This is a genomic window from Permianibacter aggregans, from assembly GCF_009756665.1.
GTDB classification, from domain to species: Bacteria; Pseudomonadota; Gammaproteobacteria; order Enterobacterales; family Permianibacteraceae; genus Permianibacter; species Permianibacter aggregans.
Genome location: NZ_CP037953.1, coordinates 1,629,173 through 1,644,767, shown reverse-complemented (window position 1 = coordinate 1,644,767; position 15,595 = coordinate 1,629,173). Strand labels below are relative to the sequence as shown.

The window sequence follows — 15,595 nt, the reverse complement described above, 5'->3', positions numbered from 1 at the left end:
GGAAGAATGGAGAGGACGAATGTTCAAAGCCCTGATGACCGCCTTGTATTCGATTCCAGCGGAGCGCATGGCAGAAGCGAAAGATTGGTATAGCCGTGCCTTTAACATAAAGCCGTATTTTGAAGAACCGTTCTACATCGGTTTCAATATCGCCGGTTACGAGCTGGGCCTGTTGCCGAAAGAGACCGGCGAAGCAATGGAGCAGACCACCGGTTCGATGCCGGTTTGGGGCGTGGAGAACATTGCGCAAACCCACAAAGCGCTGCTGGCACTCGGCGCCACGGAATTGGAGGCACCCAGTGACGTGGGGGGCGATATTCTCGTCTCTAGGCTAAAAGACCCGTTCGGCAATTTTCTCGGTCTGATTCAAAACCCGCATTTTCCGAATACCAACGCATGAGCAAAGCCAAGCTAAACCGCTGCCCGTGGTGCGGCGAAGACCCGCTGTATCAGCGCTACCATGACGAGGAGTGGGGTGTGCCGGTGCGTGATCACCGGCTGTTGTTTGAAATGCTGTGCCTGGAAGGCCAGCAGGCCGGGCTGTCGTGGATCACGGTGCTGCGCAAACGTGAGCGCTACCGCCAGCAGTTCTGTAATTTCGAGCCGGCAAAAATCATCATGCTCAGCGACTCGCAATTGGACAAAAAGCTGGAAGACGCCGGCATCATTCGTCACCGGCTGAAAATTCATGCAATACGGGACAATGCCAGGGCATATTTTACTTTGCAGGAAAACACCGATTTTGCCGATTTTCTCTGGGATTTCGTCGGCGGTGAGCCGCGCCTGAACCGACCGAAAACGATGCGCTCGGTGCCGGCGACGACAGCAGAGTCGGATGCGATGTCGAAAGCGCTGAAAAAACGTGGTTTTCGCTTTGTCGGCTCGACCATTTGTTACGCGTTCATGCAGGCCACCGGCATGGTCAACGACCATATCCAAAGCTGCTGGCGGGCGCCGAAATAAGCGAAGGTCGCTTGCCAAGAAATCGCTGAAGGCGCGGAATCCGATGTTGCTACACTAGCGCACCTCAATTTCTGCACCGGAGACCCGCCTTGAGCAAGTGCTACTGGCTGATCAAATCCGAACCGGATGTGTTCAGTATCGACGACCTGAAAAAAGCCAAGAATCAGAGCACCGCCTGGGACGGCGTGCGCAATTATCAGGCCCGCAATTTCATGCGCGACGAGATGCAAATCGGCGACCAGGTGTTTTTCTATCACTCCAACGCCACCCCGCCCGGCATCGCCGGCATTGCTGAAGTGGCCTCGGAGCCCTACCCGGACCCCAGCCAGTTCAACAGTGGCTCCAAGTATTTCGATGCCAGCTCTCCACAGGACAACCCACGCTGGGTACTGCGTGATTTCAAATACGTCCGCCACCTGAAGCGCTTCATTTCGCTCGACGAACTCAAGCAACACGAGGCCTTGGCCGATATGCGTTTACTGGCCCGTGGCAACCGGCTTTCAATCATGCCCGTTGACAAGGCGCACTGGCAGTATATTTTGAAGTTAGAGCGCTGAGCGGTTCAGCGCCGCCACGCGGGTAAGAAGTCCCTATGCAGACGCTGGCCGAGCAATTCGAGCATCTGAACCAGCTGGACCAGCGTCTGCATACGTCGGTAGCGGCGCTACAGGCACCGAAAACCTGGCTCGATCTACTCAATCATCCGATGCTGGCGACGCCAGGCGAATGGTTGCAGCAGTTGCCGGAGCCGCAAACCCGTTTTGATTACGCCCTGCGTCTGGGGCTGTTGCTCGGCCATCAGGTCGAGCGCTATGGCCATCTGAATCCAGCGTTGCAAAAAGCCTTGTCGCCGATGTGGCTGACCTTTGCCGCCAGCGGATTGCGCGACTGGGCGGTGTGGCAAGTGTCGCGGCATCCACTGCGACTGATTCTCGAACAATTGGTGCAAATGGGGCGCAGCTACTGCCCAAGCGGCAGCAAGGCGGCGCGTCAATTTTCCCAGCACTTGCATAACCGCCTGCAAGCCTTGGCGCAGCAAACGCTGAAGAATAACGATCTGGAAACCAGCATTCCGGCACTGAAGTCGGTACTCGATTTGTTGCAGCAAGTGCGCGAGCAACAACTGGAGGCCGACAAACGTCTGCTTGAACAACGCAGCCAGCAGTCCCGTACCACGCATGCGCATTCCGCGGTAAGTCGCGCCATTCGTCATGCCGTGCTCGGCCAACCAGTGTCCGCTGTCATCATCGACTTTCTTGACCAGCACTGGCGCAAATACCTGTACACCGTGTACCTGCGTTTCGGTATGAACGATGCGCACTGGCAACAAGGTTTAAAAGACATAGAATTGATGGTGCACCTGAGCAGCTTCGCCAGCACCGAAGAACTCAAAGCCAAGCAGAAAAGTGTGCTGGCGCCATTGCTGACTCGCATTACTGAAGCGCTGAACCAGATTCATTTGCCGCCCGGTATCGCGCTCGGCTTCACGCAAGAACTGACGACGATTCTGAAAGGCCGCGCCCGCAATATGCCGGATGCCGGACTGCCACTTGGTGAGTGGCCAGAAGAAGATGAGTCTGCCGAGGAAGACAAGCGTTCAGCACCTGCTTATAGCGACGACGGCCCGGTGCTAGGCCAAACCATCATCGTCAACATGCCGGATAAACCCGAGCGAGCCCGAGTGATCGAAGTCGATCACAGCCAGGATGAAATTTTGCTAGCCGATTTTGGTGGGCAATTGGTGCTGGCCACCAATCATGGCCAGTGGCATCGGCATCGCGAAAATGGTGAGCTGACGCCGTGCCAGGAACATCACGTTTTTGATTTTTTACAGATGGAATTGTCACCGCTGATTCATGCATTAATCCAGCACAACGAAAATCTGTTGGTCAAGCAAAAAAATAAGCGACGTCAGCAACGTGAAGCGGAAATTGCCGCCAGCATTGAGCAGCGCAAACAAGCCGACGCCAGCGCCCGGGCAACGCGCATCGCCACCCAACAAGCCGAACAAAAACGGCAAGAACAATTGCAAAAAGCTCGGCAAATCGTTTCGCAATTGCGCAGCGGTGCATTGGTGCAATTGCCGGATAATCGTGGTGTTTCCCGGCCCTGCTATCTGGCGATGGTCGATGCCGAAAAGTCGCTGAATGTATTTGTCGATCGGCAAGGCAAAAAACTCGCGGAGCTGGATCTGGATGCTTTGGCCAAATTGCTATTAGAGGAAAAGCTGAAAATCATGGAGTCGGGTTCCGCGCTTGATAGTGCGCTGAAAGGCTTGATCGCCGAACGCCGGCAGTTTTTGCAAGAGGAGGACGGCGAATGAACCAGCGCAGCGAAACTCGCGAGAGCGCCGAAGATCGGATTCATATCCAGGTTCAGCACGGCGCCGAAATGGGCCTGGCTCACGGCGTCGTGCTGCATGCCGACACCAACAATATTTCTGCCCAAGGCATCAATGCCAGTAGCCAATATGAATTGGCGGTTGGTGTTGTGCTTGATGTGTTGGTCGAAGTGCCGGGTGAGAAACCGTATTTGCTAACTGCCGAAGTTCGCTGGTGTAATCGTGATGACGGTTTATATCGCATTGGATTTCAGGTGCTGAATAATCAGAACAGCGATGTGCTGTTATGGCAACAGCGATTTGCGTAGGTCCGGATAAATCCTGAGGAATCCCCACGAAAAGCCGAAAAAATTCAAGGGATTATGGAACAAACACGATTGCAGCCGATCAGATCCGGTGACGAAACCAAACGGAATCGGAGAGAGCAATCGTGTTTGTGCGAAAGATGGTAAACGATTGGCTGAGTGATTGGCTACCGCGGATGCACAGTGCGCGGCGCGCGATTTTGAGTGCCGTGGTGGCGACGTCTTGCCTCTATCGGGTCGTGGGTATCGCAGCGCTCGGGCGGCGCTTGGCCAACGGCGGTTCGGTCAAGCACGCGATCAAAACGGTCGACCGGCTGATGGATAACCGCCATCTGCACAGCGAGCGGACGCCGCTCTATGCATGGCTTGCTCATTTCCTGCCAGGCACGCAAACTCGACCGCTGTTGCTGCTGGACTGGAGTCAAGTGCATCCCGGTAGTGAGCAATACGTATTACGGGTGGCGGCACTCAAAAAGGACGCGCGCTCGCCATTTATGAAGAAGTGTACAGGCGCGGGCGCATGGACAAAGCCAAGACCATGAAAACGGTGCTGGCAAACCTGGCTCAGATCCTGCCAGCGGGAAGTGTGCCCATTCTGGTCATGGATGCCGGCTTTCGCAATCCTTGGTTCAAAGCGATTGAAAAGCACGGTTGGCATTGGGTGGCCCGAATCCGAGGCCAAGTTTGCTACCAAAAGCGGTTGGACAAGGACTGGCAAGCCTGTCAGACCTTGCATGAAACCGCCACGGCAATAGCGCGCCGGATTGGCGATGTGCGGCTTGCCAAAACCCATCCTCACCGTTGTACGTTGCACCTGTATAAAAGCAAATCGACCGACAGCAAACGACACCGGCACCGTGCTGTCAGCCGGGATGCCAATGTGCTGAAAGCGAAGCGGCGGGCAAAGGAACCCTGGGTGTTGGCCAGCTCAGACTCGCTGTCCGACTTGAGCAGTCAGGAGATAGTGGCCATCTATAAACAGCGGATGAAAATCGAAGAAAGCTTCCGCGACACCAAATCCCATTTGGGGTGGCGCTTCGAGGAAATGCGCAGTTATCTGAGGCACAAGATCGAAAACCTGTTAATCGTGGCGGCGGTGGCGTTGTTTACCTTGACGGTGATCGGTCGTTACGCCGAATCGCAGCAAATGCAGAAAGACTACCAAGCCAACACCGAGACGAAACGGCGCGTGCTCTCGGTGCTGAAACTGGGATGGAACGTCGTGCGCAACAGATTTACCTTCCGTCTTGCCCTTATGCGACAAGCATTACAGGATATGACGAAGGTCGAATATGCATAAATTCGTGGGGATCCCTCAGGATTTATCCGGACCTACTTTGGGTTGTGATTTAAGGAGAACGGGTTGACGACTGCGGGATTATTGAGCGGTATTCGGGTGCTGGATTTGAGCCGGATTCTGGCCGGGCCCTGGGCCAGCCAGACGCTGGCCGACTTGGGCGCCGATGTCGTCAAGCTCGAACAACGCCAAGGCGGCGACGATACCCGGCACTGGGGGCCACCGTTTGTTGAGGCCAGTAGTGATAGCACGGCTGAGCGCACCGCCGCGTACTTTTTAAGCTGCAATCGCGGCAAGCGCTCGCTGGCGGTCGATTTTACCGACGCTGATGATCTGGCTCTGGTGCAAAAGCTGGCTGCGAAAGCCGATGTCATGATCGAGAATTTCCGGGTCGGTGGTTTGCAGAAATTCCGTTTGGATTACCCACGCCTGTCGGCGATTAACCCGTCGCTGATTTACTGCTCGATCACCGGTTTCGGCCAAACCGGTCCGGATGCCGCGCAGGCCGGTTACGACGCGATGATTCAAGCGCGTGGCGGTTTGATGAGCATTACCGGCGAGGCCGGTGGCGAACCGGTCAAGGTCGGTGTCGCGGTGGCCGATTTGATGACCGGCATGTACGCGGCAACCAGTATTTGCGCAGCGCTGTACCGGCGCGCGGTTAGCGGCGAAGGGGAATACATTGATCTGGCTTTGCTCGACGTGCAGGCGGCGATGCTGGCCAATCAGGCGATGAATTATCTGGTCGGCAATCAGATCGCGACACCGCAGGGCTCGGCGCACCCGAATATCGTGCCGTACCAGGTGTTTCAGGCCAGCGATGCACCGTTGATGCTGGCCGTTGGCAATGACAGCCAGTTCCGCAAATGCTGCGCGTTGCTTGGCGCCGAAGCGCTGGCTGATGACCGGCGTTTTACCAGCAATGCTGGTCGGGTCGAACACCGGCAGATGCTGATCCCGGCCATGCAATCGCTGTTTCATTTGCAACCGAGAGCGCATTGGTTGAACGCGTTCAGCGCAGCGGGTGTGCCGGCCGGGCCGGTGCAATCGATCGATGAAGTGATGGCCGATAAACAATTGCTGGCGCGGCAGATGTTCGGCGAAACGCAAATCGGTGACACCGGCTATCGTCAGCTGCGCAGTCCAATCAAGCTAAACCGACATGCCATCGACGATCAGCGTGGCGCGCCTACCCTGGACCAGCATCGCCAGCAGATTGTGCAGGATTGGTTGTCGGACTGAAGCCGCCAGCTCAGCACTAGACCAGCGCCACCCTCACATCATTGCGGCCGGCCGCTTTCGCTTCGTAGAGCGCATCATCGGCACGTTGCAGCATTTCGCTGGTGTGCTCGCCGGGGCGAATTTCGGCCACGCCGAATGAGGCGGTGATACGGCTGCCGGCCGGCAGCGTTTTCAGCTGCAATTCATTCAAGGCCTTGCGCAGTCGTTCGGCGCAGATGCGTGCGCCTTCCAGCGGCGTTTCCGGCAGCAGCATGACGAACTCCTCGCCGCCGAAACGGGCCAGCACATGATCGTCGGCCATGCTGACCAAGTCGGTGCGGCGCAGGGTTTCCTGCAGGCATTGCGCTGCTTCGCGCAGGACTTCATCGCCAACCAGATGACCGTAGCGATCATTGAGCAATTTGAAATGATCGAGATCGCAAATGACCACCGATAAATGACCGCCGTGGCGCTTATGCCGGGCTTCTTCGCGCAGCATCGCATCCATCAGAAAGTGGCGATTATGCAGACCGGTCAGCGCATCGTGTGTGGCCTGCCGTGAAATCAATTGATTGGCGCGCGCCAATGCCAGATGCCGGCTATGCAGTTTCTGGCGCATGTCATAGATTTCGCCGCCAAGAAAGGCGATGACGATAAGCGTCATCATCAGGAACGAAAGCCGCATCCATTCTTGGGCGGCAATCGGCTGCTGGCGGGTGTATGACTCAAATACCAGCATGGCGACATAGAGCAGCGCTATCAAACCGGCCTGTTGCAGCAATTGGCGCCGGTTCAGCCGGAACATACCGAACGCGAAAATGCAGAAGAACACCATCATGCCTTCGGCGCGGACATTGACCGCGTAATAGAGCAGCGGCAACCCCCAGAGCGTTGCGATGGCCATCTGCGGCTGGGTCAGGCTTGGGTCCTCGAAGCGCAGGTTGTACTGCCGGCGGATGGCCTGAACAAAGCTGATATTGATCAGCAGTGCTGTGGCGCCGAGTGCACTCATCAACGTCCAGGAAATATGGATGTGTTCGCGCAGGTTCAGCACCGCGACCACGACCCAGCAGAAAAGATAGACGCCGGCCGCCATCAGCACCCGCCGCTCACGCAGCAACTGCGACTGATTCAATCGTGCGGTGTCGTTTGTCGAGTTCGTCGTCATCGGCCAACAGCTTCTATAGCGCCTTCTAAGCGTAGAAGCTAATTGCTGATTTTGTGCACAATGGCAATAAAAAAGGCGCCGGAGTGGCGCCTGGTTGGATGCTTCTCTAACGATTGTGCAAGTCGTTGATATGCCGAGCGAACGGCTCGGCCTTCATAAAGCCGGTGACCCGCGCCGCGCGCAGCTCCTCGCCTTGCTCGTTGAAAAACAGAATGCTTGGCAGCCCGAGAATATCGTAGCGCGCCATCAGCTCGCGATCGGCGGCGTCATTGGCCGTGACGTCGGCCTGCAGCAGCACGGTATTGGCGAGCGCCTGCTGCACAGCCGAGTCCGGAAAAGTGTAATCAGCAAACTCAAAGCAGGCGACGCACCAGTCGGCAAAAAAATCGAGCATGACGGTTTTGCCTTCGGCGTTGGCATCAGCGATCTCCCGCTCCAAATCGGCCACGGTTTTAATCAGTTTGAAACCGGCATGGGCATCGACGGTTTTCGTTGCACCACCTGCGCTGGCACTGGCGGCGAAATTCGGCAGCGGTTTCAGCGGATTGGTTTGGCCGGCGCTGGCGCCGATAATCAGCACCACGCCATAAACCAGCAGCGCGATACGCAGGCCCTGAATCCAGAACTGCCAGGCACTCTGAATCGATAACTGGCCAAGCCAGGCGGCAACGGCGAGTACGAACAAACCCCAGCTCAGCAAACCGAACTCGGCCGGGATCAAACGATTCACCAGCACCACCGCGACGCCAATCAGCATAAAGCCGAACGCGTATTTGACTTGCTCCATCCAGGCACCGGCTTTCGGCAGCAATTTGGCGCCGCCCATGCCAACCAACATCAGCGGCATGCCCATGCCAAGGCCGAGTGCATACAACGTCAACGCGCCTTTCAGCAGGTCGCCACTCTGGGCGATATAAACGAGCGCGCCAGTCAGTGGTGCGCTGACGCAGGGCGAAACGATCAGCGCCGACAGCGCACCCATAACCGCTGCGCCGAGCAAGCTGCCGCCTTGTTGCTGATTGCTGGCGCCCATCAGCTTTTCTTGCAATGACGAAGGCAGTTGCAATTCGTAAGCACCGAACATCGAAAACGCCAGCGCGACAAACACGACAATGGCTGGAATGATTACCCACGGTGATTGCAAGTAACCGGTCAGTGCGGCGCCGGCGCTCGATACCGCCAGGCCAAGCGCGGCGTAAACAATGGCAACCGCCTGGACATAAACAAAACTCAAGGTAAATGCACGCCCGGTCGAGAGCTTTTGGCCGCTGGCACCGATAATGCTGGCGACAATCGGCACCATCGGCAGCACGCAGGGGGTGAACGTCAAGCCAATGCCAAGACCGAAAAACAACAGCATTTGCCATAACAAATCGTCACCGCCGAGGCGCTCGGCCAATTCGGTTTCGCTGCTTTTGACGCCGGCATTCTTGACGTCGCTATTTTCGATATCGCTGGCGGTCGCCGCGTTGCCGACTGGGGCGCCGCTATCGACGACAAATTCGCGCGTCGTTGGCGGGTAGCACAGCCCCGCTTCGGCGCAACCCTGGAACGTGATATTCAATGTGAAGGGCATTTGTGCGCGTTCAATCGGCACACTGAATTCGACAAAATTGAAATAGACGATCTGTTCGCCGAGGAATTCATCGTGTTTCAGAATGCCTTCCGGGAACTGCGGTTTGCCGACGGCGCCATCGACAATTTCCAGCCGGAACTGATCGCGGTACAGATAGTATTTCGGCGCGATTTGATAGCGGATCAACAGCTTGTCATCGATGCGCGCGACGCTGCCTTGAAAGGCTTCGTCAACGCGCAGAAATTCTTCTTCCTGTTCGTTGTCAGTGGCGGCGGCGCGCAGCGCATCGGAAACCGAAGAAGCCTGAGTCAGGCTGGCCAAAACCAGGCCGAGGCCCAGCAGCAGGTGTTTGATCATGTCGGGTACAACTCTTGTGTCGATCTCGGATCAGGCGTTTTTCAGATTGTCATGCAGCCATTGCCCGTAATTGTCGCTGACATGCGAGGCCGGCAGCGCCACGAACGCCGGCACCTGGTACGGGTGCAGTTCGCGTAAGCGCGCTTCCAATTGCGGCAAATGGGCGGCATCGGATTTCATCACAATGTACACCTCATTGTCGCGGCACAGTTCACCCTGCCAGCGGTAAATCGACTTGATGCCGGGAAACAAGTTGACGCAGGCGGCCAAGCCTTCGCTGACCAGCGTTTCCGCCAGGTATTCGGCAGCCTCTTGGGTCGGCGCGGTACTCAATACGACCCGCACGAAACAATCGGTCATCTTTGACTCCAGCTTTGTTTGGGTGTTACAGCCAGTTTAGTTGCTGTTGGCCAGCTGGATGCGATTACCGCCGGCTTCTTTTGCCCAGCGCAGCGCTCGGGCGGCGTTGTCGCGCAGGGTGCCGGCCTGGCCGCCGTCGTGGCTGGCGATACCGGTCGAGAAGTGCACATGCAGGGTTTTGTCGTTGTAGATCATCGGCTGCCGCTCGAAATCGCGGCGGATGCCATCAATCAGCCTTATCGCGTCATCACCGTGGCAACCGGGCAACACCAGACCAAAACTATCACCGCCGAGCCGACCAATCGAGTCAGACTGGCGGGCGCGACGGCTGAACAGCGCCGCCAGGTGCTGCAGCACGGCATTGCCGGCCGCATGGCCATGTTCGCTGTTCAGCTCGCCGAGCTTGTCGACATCGATATGGGCAAAACACAGCGATTCGCCGAGCCGGTTGGCCAGCGCACATTGGTTATCGAGCGCGCTTTGCAGCGCGTTCAGGTTCAGCACACCAGTCAATTCATCGCGGGTCAGCGTTTGGGTTTGAGTACGACCGCGGGCAATACGGCGCAGTACGGCGGTTTTCAGTTCGTCGGCCTTGACCGGTTTGATCAAAAAATCATCGCCGGATATCGCCATGGCCGCCGCCAGCTTTTCCGGGTTTTCCTCGGCGGTCAGAAATACCATCGGAATCGAACGCCAGCCCGGCATCTGGTGCAGCACCCGCGCCAATTCCAAGCCCGTGCAATCGGGCATATGCATGTCGAGCAAGATCAGTTCCGGTTTCAAGCGATGCAGCGCTTCCATGACTTGCAGTGGCTGGTTAACCACCGCCGTCGAACAACCCGCCTCTTTCAGCACCTTGTTGTAGTGCATGCTCTGCGATTTCGAGTCCTCGACGATCAACACCCGGGGCGGCTCGCCGGCCGTGGCCGGGTTTATCGTTTCCAGCGCTTCGATCAGCTCCGGCAGATGCACGGGACGGACGATATAAGCACTGGCGCCAGCACGCACAGCCTGCAAGCGAGCCGGAATCGAGTCCTCATCACCGACCATGACCAGCGGCGGCATCTTGTCGCCGAGACGTGAGCGAATGGCATGGGCCGCTTCGTGGTCGGCAACGACGGCAATGGAGGCGGCGCCAGCAGTATCGCCTGGCTGACTGCTGACGGCGAAACCAAACAAGGCGAGCGGCGCCATCAATTCATTGCGCTCCCGTTCCGGCAGCGAAATCCACAGCGGTTGCAGTGCCAACGTCGAGGCCGAAGGTGGCTCCATGACGATGCCGGTATCGGTTTTCGCTTCCAGTTTCGGTTTGCCGTCGAGTTCCTCGGCCAGATCCATCAGCGCCTTGATGAGTTGCGCGCGGATGTCGGCATCGGGGTTATGGCATTGGATTTCGGCTTGTTCGAGCAGGCGGGCACAGGCCTGAAAACCAAAGGTCTCGCAGCTCTTGATACTGTGTTCCAGCGTCAGCGACAACTGCTTGCCAAGGCCGGCAGTGGCTTCGCCACTGTGCATCCGCTGCAGATAGCCGGACACCTGGCGCAGCTTGCCGGGCAGGCGACGGGCGAACAAACGTTTCAACGAAGCTTTTTGCTGATCGGTGTCCTGATTCATGGTGCGGGAACGGCTCGACTGATCGGGAAAGTGCCGGCCATTCCTGGCCGGGTGAAGTGGTAACTATAGACAAGGAATCTGGTGAGGGAAATGACGCTATTGGGGCGATTGTTCGATTTGTGATGCAACCCGATTTCTACCATCCGCTTTTGCCTGATAAAGCGCCAAGTCGGCGCGTCGTAGCAACAAGTCCAGCGAATGCTCATGCTCACGTTTTTCGGCAACACCGATGCTGGCAGAAATTTTCAGCGGAATGCCGAGCACGCGGAATTCGCGCTCGGCAATGGCCAGGCGCAAACGTTCGGCCAGCGCCAGCGCATCGGTCAGCGTTGCCCTGGGCATCAACAACACAAATTCCTCGCCGCCATAACGACCGAAAATATCGGTTTCACGCAAGGTTTCCTGACAGCGCAGAACGAATTGCTTCAACACTTCATCGCCGGCGTGGTGGCCGTATTGATCGTTGATTGGTTTGAACAGATCGATGTCGATCATCAGCACCGACAATGGCTGTGGATAACGCCGCACTTTACTGAATTCGGCTTCGGCTCGCTCGCGCCAGGCACGACGATTGAGCACTTGCGTCAGCTCATCGACAGTCGCCAGTCGCTCCAGTTTTTCATTGGCTTGCTGCAAGGCTTCGGTGCGCTCATGAACTTTCTGTTCCAGCTTGCGCTGGGCATTGTCGAGTTCCTGCAACATCAGGCCGACATAGTGGCCGCCAATGCCGAGTGAGAACAGCACGATGGCTGCCACCCAATAGGCATCGTTTTGCGGCAGAAAACTGAACAGCCCCCATTGATAACGGGCCATAATCAGAATCAGCGGAGTCAGCCACAAGGTGCCGATAACTGCCGCGCACCAGCGTTGCCGCCGCAGCACAAAAATCCAGATCGGAATCAGCAATACGTAGGGTAACGCCGGTACGAAAAATGACAGCAATAGTGGCAAAGACAGCAATGACACACTGACCAGACAGGCGCGGACCTGGCGACCAATATCCGGTTGCCGGAAAAACCAGTAGAGCGGCGCCAACACAAACAATCCGAGCGAATCACCGAGCGTCAGGATCAGGGTTCGTTGCAGGGTTTCCGGTACATTGGTCGGTTGCACGCCGATGTAATTATTGACCAGAGGCAGCATCCACACCGTCAACAATGAAGGCAGAAAACAGACCCGCCAGAGAAACGGAAACAGATCGCCGGCCTCCGCAAACAATGCCCGTTCGTGATACTGCTCATACTGGCGTATGAAGCTCCAGGCAAATAGCCCTTGAAAGACATCGACCGCGACCGACAAGGCAATGCTGATCGCAATGGTCAGCATTGACACCTGTTCAAGGTAAATCAGCATGAATGGCGCATTGACCAGCACACTGGCCACCGCCACAGCCAATGCACCGCGCAAACCAAACAGCGCAATTAGCAGAAAGCCGATACCGGAGGCGAGCCACACGGGGGTTTGATTGCCGGGAGGAAAAGAAAACAGGGCTATGCCGAGCCGGGCGAACAACACATACAGCGTCATCAGCAGCGCCGCGAGCAGCAGCTCGCGCAGCGAACGGGCGCTGACAAAGCGCTGCAATGGGTTCTGCCGCGATGACGATTCGGCGTGCACGTAATTACCCCTGAAGCATCGTGGCCGCCCGAAAGCTCCTGCAGGCTGCCCGGATTTCGTTTCCGTTGCCGTGACGCCGTGTTGGCCGGTGATGCGCTATCGGGCTGCCGGTCTTCAGCCTTGAAAAAAGTATGGTAATGATTCCGAAAAAAAGCGAATGGCGCCGGCTCATGACAATGTCCTCAGCGCCGGCCCGCCATTTGTGCCCGATATCACTGTTGCAATACCCGTTGGTGCGCGAGCATCAAGGCTTTTTCCTTGGGCGCGAAGTCCAGGTACAAGGGTTCGACATCAACCATCGGTTCCAGTCGGAACAGCCGAATGCCGCGCTGCTGGCTGATCACGTCGGCGACAAATGGATCGAGCAGCGCATAGCGATAGCGATCGATCAGCAGTTTACGCACCACGGTGTCGTCATCATTGGCGTAATCCTCCTGCCATTGCCGCTGCAGGCAAATTTTTTCGGTGTAGGTATAACCGCGCACCATGCCTACCGGCACGCCAGAAAAGTCCTGCCAGTCGAACGGCTTCACATTGCGTTCGCGGTCGGTGTACAGGTACTGTGGGTAATACGAGGAGCTGACGCTGCCATGCAGCGAGGCGGCCGTGGCGACAAGATCAATTGCCGCCGTCCGACGGCCTTCGCGCACCGCTTGCAGGCAGCGCGACCATTGCAGGTATTCGATGCGCATTGGTTGTTGCAGGCGGACGAACGCTTCGCGGTGAATGTCCAGCGAAATGCTGCCGACCACCTGTTCGTTCTCGACGATCGTGAAGGGCGGCCAATGGGTGGCGCAAAGCACTGCTTCCTGGTGGGTTTGTTCGTAGCCGGGCATGGCCATCAGCAACGACATCAACGCGAAAACACGAGGCAGACTCGACCAATACATCGTGTTTCCCCATACGGCTTGAATGGCTTTTGGGTCGGCTCGGGGGCGACACCTCGATTGATACGAGATCAGAGATTAAAAGCGTCATGCTTCCTTGGTGACGCGTTGACAGAAAATAGCCCAGCCTGCAGCGAAGGCAAAGCGGAATTATGTCGCCCAGCGGATTTCAAACAACTTCAATAGTTCTTCGCCGCCGGGCAGTTTTAGCTCGCCGGCATCGACAAGACCGAGTTTACGCAGCAGCTTGATCGACAGCTCGTTGTTCAGCGTCGTGATCGCCAGCACGGTGTCGAGCTTCAACACCTCGCGGGCATGGTCGAGCACCGCCTTGGCCGCTTCCAGCGCATAGCCTTGGCCGCGCGCCACCGGCAAAAACGCAAAGCCGATATCGGCGTGGGCCAGGCCATCACGGCGCAGCAGACCGCACATGCCCAGCAACCGGCCGTCAGACTTTTGCTCGGCGGCGAACAAACCGAGGCCATAGCGGCGATACATCGTCAACGGGCCATTATCCAGATAGCGGATGGCATCATCGCGGTTGTGCACGTTCTTGTCGCCGATAAAGCGCAGCCAATCCGGGTCGTTGACCAGTTCGACAATGAAATCGGCATCGTCGTGCGTCAGCGGACGGAGCTTCAGGCGTTCGGTTTCCAGGTGATACATGGCGGGCAGGCAAAAAAATAAGCGAGCGGCGAGTGTAGGTTCGCCGTCGCTTTAAGCGCCAGAGTCCAAACGTAATAAATCGTGATCAGGCCGCGACCGGTTTGCGTCTGGCTACCGTCGAAGCCAGTGCTTCGGCGGAGTCCAGCAGCATCGTCCGGGTTTGTTCCCAGCTGACACAGGCATCGGTGACCGAGCAGCCGTATTTCATTTGGCTACGGTCGGTCAGAATCGCTTGGTTGCCGGCTTCGATAAAACTTTCGATCATGACGCCGGCAATCGACTGGCTACCGTCGCGCAACTGGTGCACGACATCGCGCAGCACGGCCGGTTGCCGTTCGGCTTTCTTGCCACTGTTGGCGTGCGAGCAGTCGATGATGATGTTCTGCCTGAGCCCGGCTTTTTCCAGCGCTTTTTCGGTCAGCTGCACCGACACCGAATCGTAGTTCGGGCGTTCGCCGCCGCGCAGCACGACATGGCCAAGGGCATTGCCGCGGGTGCGGATGATCGCTGCTTCACCTTGCTCGTTGATACCGAGAAAACTGTGCGGATGGCTGGCCGAAATAATGCCGTTGATCGCCGCATCGAGTGAGCCGTCGGTGCCGTTCTTGAAACCCACCGGTGTCGACAGGCCGGAAGCCATTTCTCTATGGGTTTGCGATTCGGCGGTACGGGCGCCAATGGCCGTCCAGGAAACGAGGTCGCCGTAGTACTGCGGCGAAATCGGATCGAGCGCTTCGGTCGCTGCCGGTAAACCCAGCTCGTTGACGTCGCGCAAAAACTGACGGCCGAGTGCCATGCCTTCCTCAATGCAGAAGGTGTCGTTCATGTGCGGGTCATTGATAAAACCTTTCCAACCGGTGGTAGTGCGCGGCTTTTCGAAGTAAACGCGCATGACGACACAGAGCGTATCGGCAACGTCGGCAGCCAGCGCGGCCAGCCGTTCGGCGTAGTCGAGCCCGGCTTTTGGGTCGTGAATCGAGCAGGGGCCAACGATAAACAACGGCCTTGGATCGGCGCCGAGCAGGATTTGGCTGACCGTGCGGCGGCCACGCAGCACGGTGCTCGTTGCCCTTTCGCTCAGCGGCACGCGCTGCTTGATTTCGCGCGGCGAGGGCATGGCGTCCAGGCCCAGCACATTGAGGTTTTCGATTTGGGTAGTCACGAATTTCTCCCGACAAGGGTGCCGATCTTAAGGCAGGGGCTCGCCCGTAAACCGTTTCGTC

Annotated in this window: 16 protein-coding genes; 8 read left to right on the top strand and 8 right to left on the bottom strand. The window is 57.3% G+C overall.

Translation table 11 applies throughout. The annotated features are described in order from the left end of the window. The first annotated feature begins 19 nt into the window (after positions 1 to 19). The 8 genes from E2H98_RS07635 to E2H98_RS07600 all read left to right on the top strand — a co-directional run bounded on the left by E2H98_RS07635 (position 20) and on the right by E2H98_RS07600 (position 6,148). Entirely contained in the window at positions 20 to 400 is a 381-nt protein-coding gene (locus tag E2H98_RS07635) for a VOC family protein (RefSeq protein ID WP_133588294.1), read from the top strand. After that, positions 397 to 963 (top strand): DNA-3-methyladenine glycosylase I, encoded by a 567-nt coding sequence (locus tag E2H98_RS07630; RefSeq protein WP_133588296.1) that lies wholly within the window; start codon positions 397 to 399, stop codon positions 961 to 963. The genes E2H98_RS07635 and E2H98_RS07630 overlap by 4 nt, the downstream gene beginning before the upstream one ends. Before the next feature lie 89 nt (positions 964 to 1,052). Next, complete coding sequence (locus tag E2H98_RS07625; RefSeq protein ID WP_133588298.1) at positions 1,053 to 1,520, top strand: EVE domain-containing protein; 468 nt, start codon at positions 1,053 to 1,055, stop codon at positions 1,518 to 1,520. A gap of 35 nt (positions 1,521 to 1,555) precedes the next feature. Continuing rightward, complete coding sequence (locus E2H98_RS07620) at positions 1,556 to 3,286, top strand: DUF1631 family protein (protein WP_133588300.1); 1,731 nt, start codon at positions 1,556 to 1,558, stop codon at positions 3,284 to 3,286. Next, positions 3,283 to 3,612 (top strand): PilZ domain-containing protein, encoded by a 330-nt coding sequence (locus E2H98_RS07615; protein WP_133588302.1) that lies wholly within the window; start codon positions 3,283 to 3,285, stop codon positions 3,610 to 3,612. Before E2H98_RS07620 ends, E2H98_RS07615 begins: the two co-directional genes overlap by 4 nt. A 122-nt stretch (positions 3,613 to 3,734) precedes the next feature. Beyond that, positions 3,735 to 4,151, top strand: coding sequence for a hypothetical protein (locus tag E2H98_RS07610; RefSeq protein ID WP_157591250.1), 417 nt, complete (start codon positions 3,735 to 3,737; stop codon positions 4,149 to 4,151). After that, positions 4,130 to 4,909: an IS4 family transposase gene (locus tag E2H98_RS07605; RefSeq protein ID WP_232475474.1), complete on the top strand. Its 780-nt coding sequence runs from the start codon at positions 4,130 to 4,132 to the stop codon at positions 4,907 to 4,909. The genes E2H98_RS07610 and E2H98_RS07605 overlap by 22 nt, the downstream gene beginning before the upstream one ends. Before the next feature lie 63 nt (positions 4,910 to 4,972). Then, positions 4,973 to 6,148 carry a CaiB/BaiF CoA transferase family protein gene (locus E2H98_RS07600; protein WP_133588306.1) on the top strand — a complete coding sequence of 392 codons (1,176 nt, stop codon included), beginning with the start codon at positions 4,973 to 4,975 and terminating at the stop codon, positions 6,146 to 6,148. Positions 6,149 to 6,164: 16 nt separating this feature from the next. Here E2H98_RS07600 and E2H98_RS07595 read toward each other — a convergent pair whose 3' ends face one another. The 8 genes from E2H98_RS07595 to E2H98_RS07560 form a co-directional block, all read right to left on the bottom strand. Next, on the bottom strand, positions 6,165 to 7,295 hold the full coding sequence (locus E2H98_RS07595; protein ID WP_133588308.1) for a GGDEF domain-containing protein: 1,131 nt from the start codon (positions 7,293 to 7,295) through the stop codon (positions 6,165 to 6,167). 106 nt (positions 7,296 to 7,401) lie between these two features. Then, a complete protein-coding gene (locus E2H98_RS07590) occupies positions 7,402 to 9,228 on the bottom strand; it encodes a protein-disulfide reductase DsbD (RefSeq protein ID WP_133588310.1) in 1,827 nt (608 codons plus the stop codon). 30 nt (positions 9,229 to 9,258) lie between these two features. Then, positions 9,259 to 9,588 carry a divalent-cation tolerance protein CutA gene (gene cutA / locus E2H98_RS07585; RefSeq protein ID WP_133588312.1) on the bottom strand — a complete coding sequence of 110 codons (330 nt, stop codon included), beginning with the start codon at positions 9,586 to 9,588 and terminating at the stop codon, positions 9,259 to 9,261. Positions 9,589 to 9,624: 36 nt separating this feature from the next. Continuing rightward, the gene (locus tag E2H98_RS07580) at positions 9,625 to 11,202 is read right to left on the bottom strand and encodes a diguanylate cyclase (protein WP_133588314.1); all 1,578 of its coding nucleotides are present in this window, start codon (positions 11,200 to 11,202) and stop codon (positions 9,625 to 9,627) included. A gap of 96 nt (positions 11,203 to 11,298) precedes the next feature. Next, positions 11,299 to 12,819, bottom strand: a complete 1,521-nt coding sequence (locus E2H98_RS07575; protein ID WP_133588316.1) for a sensor domain-containing diguanylate cyclase — start codon at positions 12,817 to 12,819, stop codon at positions 11,299 to 11,301. Positions 12,820 to 13,031: 212 nt separating this feature from the next. Continuing rightward, positions 13,032 to 13,709, bottom strand: coding sequence for a substrate-binding periplasmic protein (locus tag E2H98_RS07570; RefSeq protein ID WP_133588318.1), 678 nt, complete (start codon positions 13,707 to 13,709; stop codon positions 13,032 to 13,034). Positions 13,710 to 13,856: 147 nt separating this feature from the next. Further along, the gene (locus tag E2H98_RS07565; RefSeq protein WP_133588320.1) at positions 13,857 to 14,372 is read right to left on the bottom strand and encodes a GNAT family N-acetyltransferase; all 516 of its coding nucleotides are present in this window, start codon (positions 14,370 to 14,372) and stop codon (positions 13,857 to 13,859) included. Positions 14,373 to 14,457: 85 nt separating this feature from the next. Continuing rightward, positions 14,458 to 15,534 carry a 3-deoxy-7-phosphoheptulonate synthase gene (locus tag E2H98_RS07560; protein ID WP_133588322.1) on the bottom strand — a complete coding sequence of 359 codons (1,077 nt, stop codon included), beginning with the start codon at positions 15,532 to 15,534 and terminating at the stop codon, positions 14,458 to 14,460. Positions 15,535 to 15,595: the final 61 nt, after the last annotated feature.

What these genes read in the sequence shown, in the direction of transcription:
- E2H98_RS07570 (WP_133588318.1), bottom strand. Translation starts at nt 13,709, where the DNA reads ATGTATTGGTCGAGTCTGCCTCGTGTTTTCGCGTTGATGTCGTTGCTG.
- cutA (WP_133588312.1), bottom strand. Translation starts at nt 9,588, where the DNA reads ATGACCGATTGTTTCGTGCGGGTCGTATTGAGTACCGCGCCGACCCAA.
- E2H98_RS07620 (WP_133588300.1), top strand. Translation starts at nt 1,556, where the DNA reads ATGCAGACGCTGGCCGAGCAATTCGAGCATCTGAACCAGCTGGACCAG.
- E2H98_RS07635 (WP_133588294.1), top strand. Translation starts at nt 20, where the DNA reads ATGTTCAAAGCCCTGATGACCGCCTTGTATTCGATTCCAGCGGAGCGC.
- E2H98_RS07590 (WP_133588310.1), bottom strand. Translation starts at nt 9,228, where the DNA reads ATGATCAAACACCTGCTGCTGGGCCTCGGCCTGGTTTTGGCCAGCCTG.
- E2H98_RS07615 (WP_133588302.1), top strand. Translation starts at nt 3,283, where the DNA reads ATGAACCAGCGCAGCGAAACTCGCGAGAGCGCCGAAGATCGGATTCAT.
- E2H98_RS07595 (WP_133588308.1), bottom strand. Translation starts at nt 7,295, where the DNA reads ATGACGACGAACTCGACAAACGACACCGCACGATTGAATCAGTCGCAG.
- E2H98_RS07630 (WP_133588296.1), top strand. Translation starts at nt 397, where the DNA reads ATGAGCAAAGCCAAGCTAAACCGCTGCCCGTGGTGCGGCGAAGACCCG.
- E2H98_RS07605 (WP_232475474.1), top strand. Translation starts at nt 4,130, where the DNA reads ATGGACAAAGCCAAGACCATGAAAACGGTGCTGGCAAACCTGGCTCAG.
- E2H98_RS07580 (WP_133588314.1), bottom strand. Translation starts at nt 11,202, where the DNA reads ATGAATCAGGACACCGATCAGCAAAAAGCTTCGTTGAAACGTTTGTTC.
- E2H98_RS07565 (WP_133588320.1), bottom strand. Translation starts at nt 14,372, where the DNA reads ATGTATCACCTGGAAACCGAACGCCTGAAGCTCCGTCCGCTGACGCAC.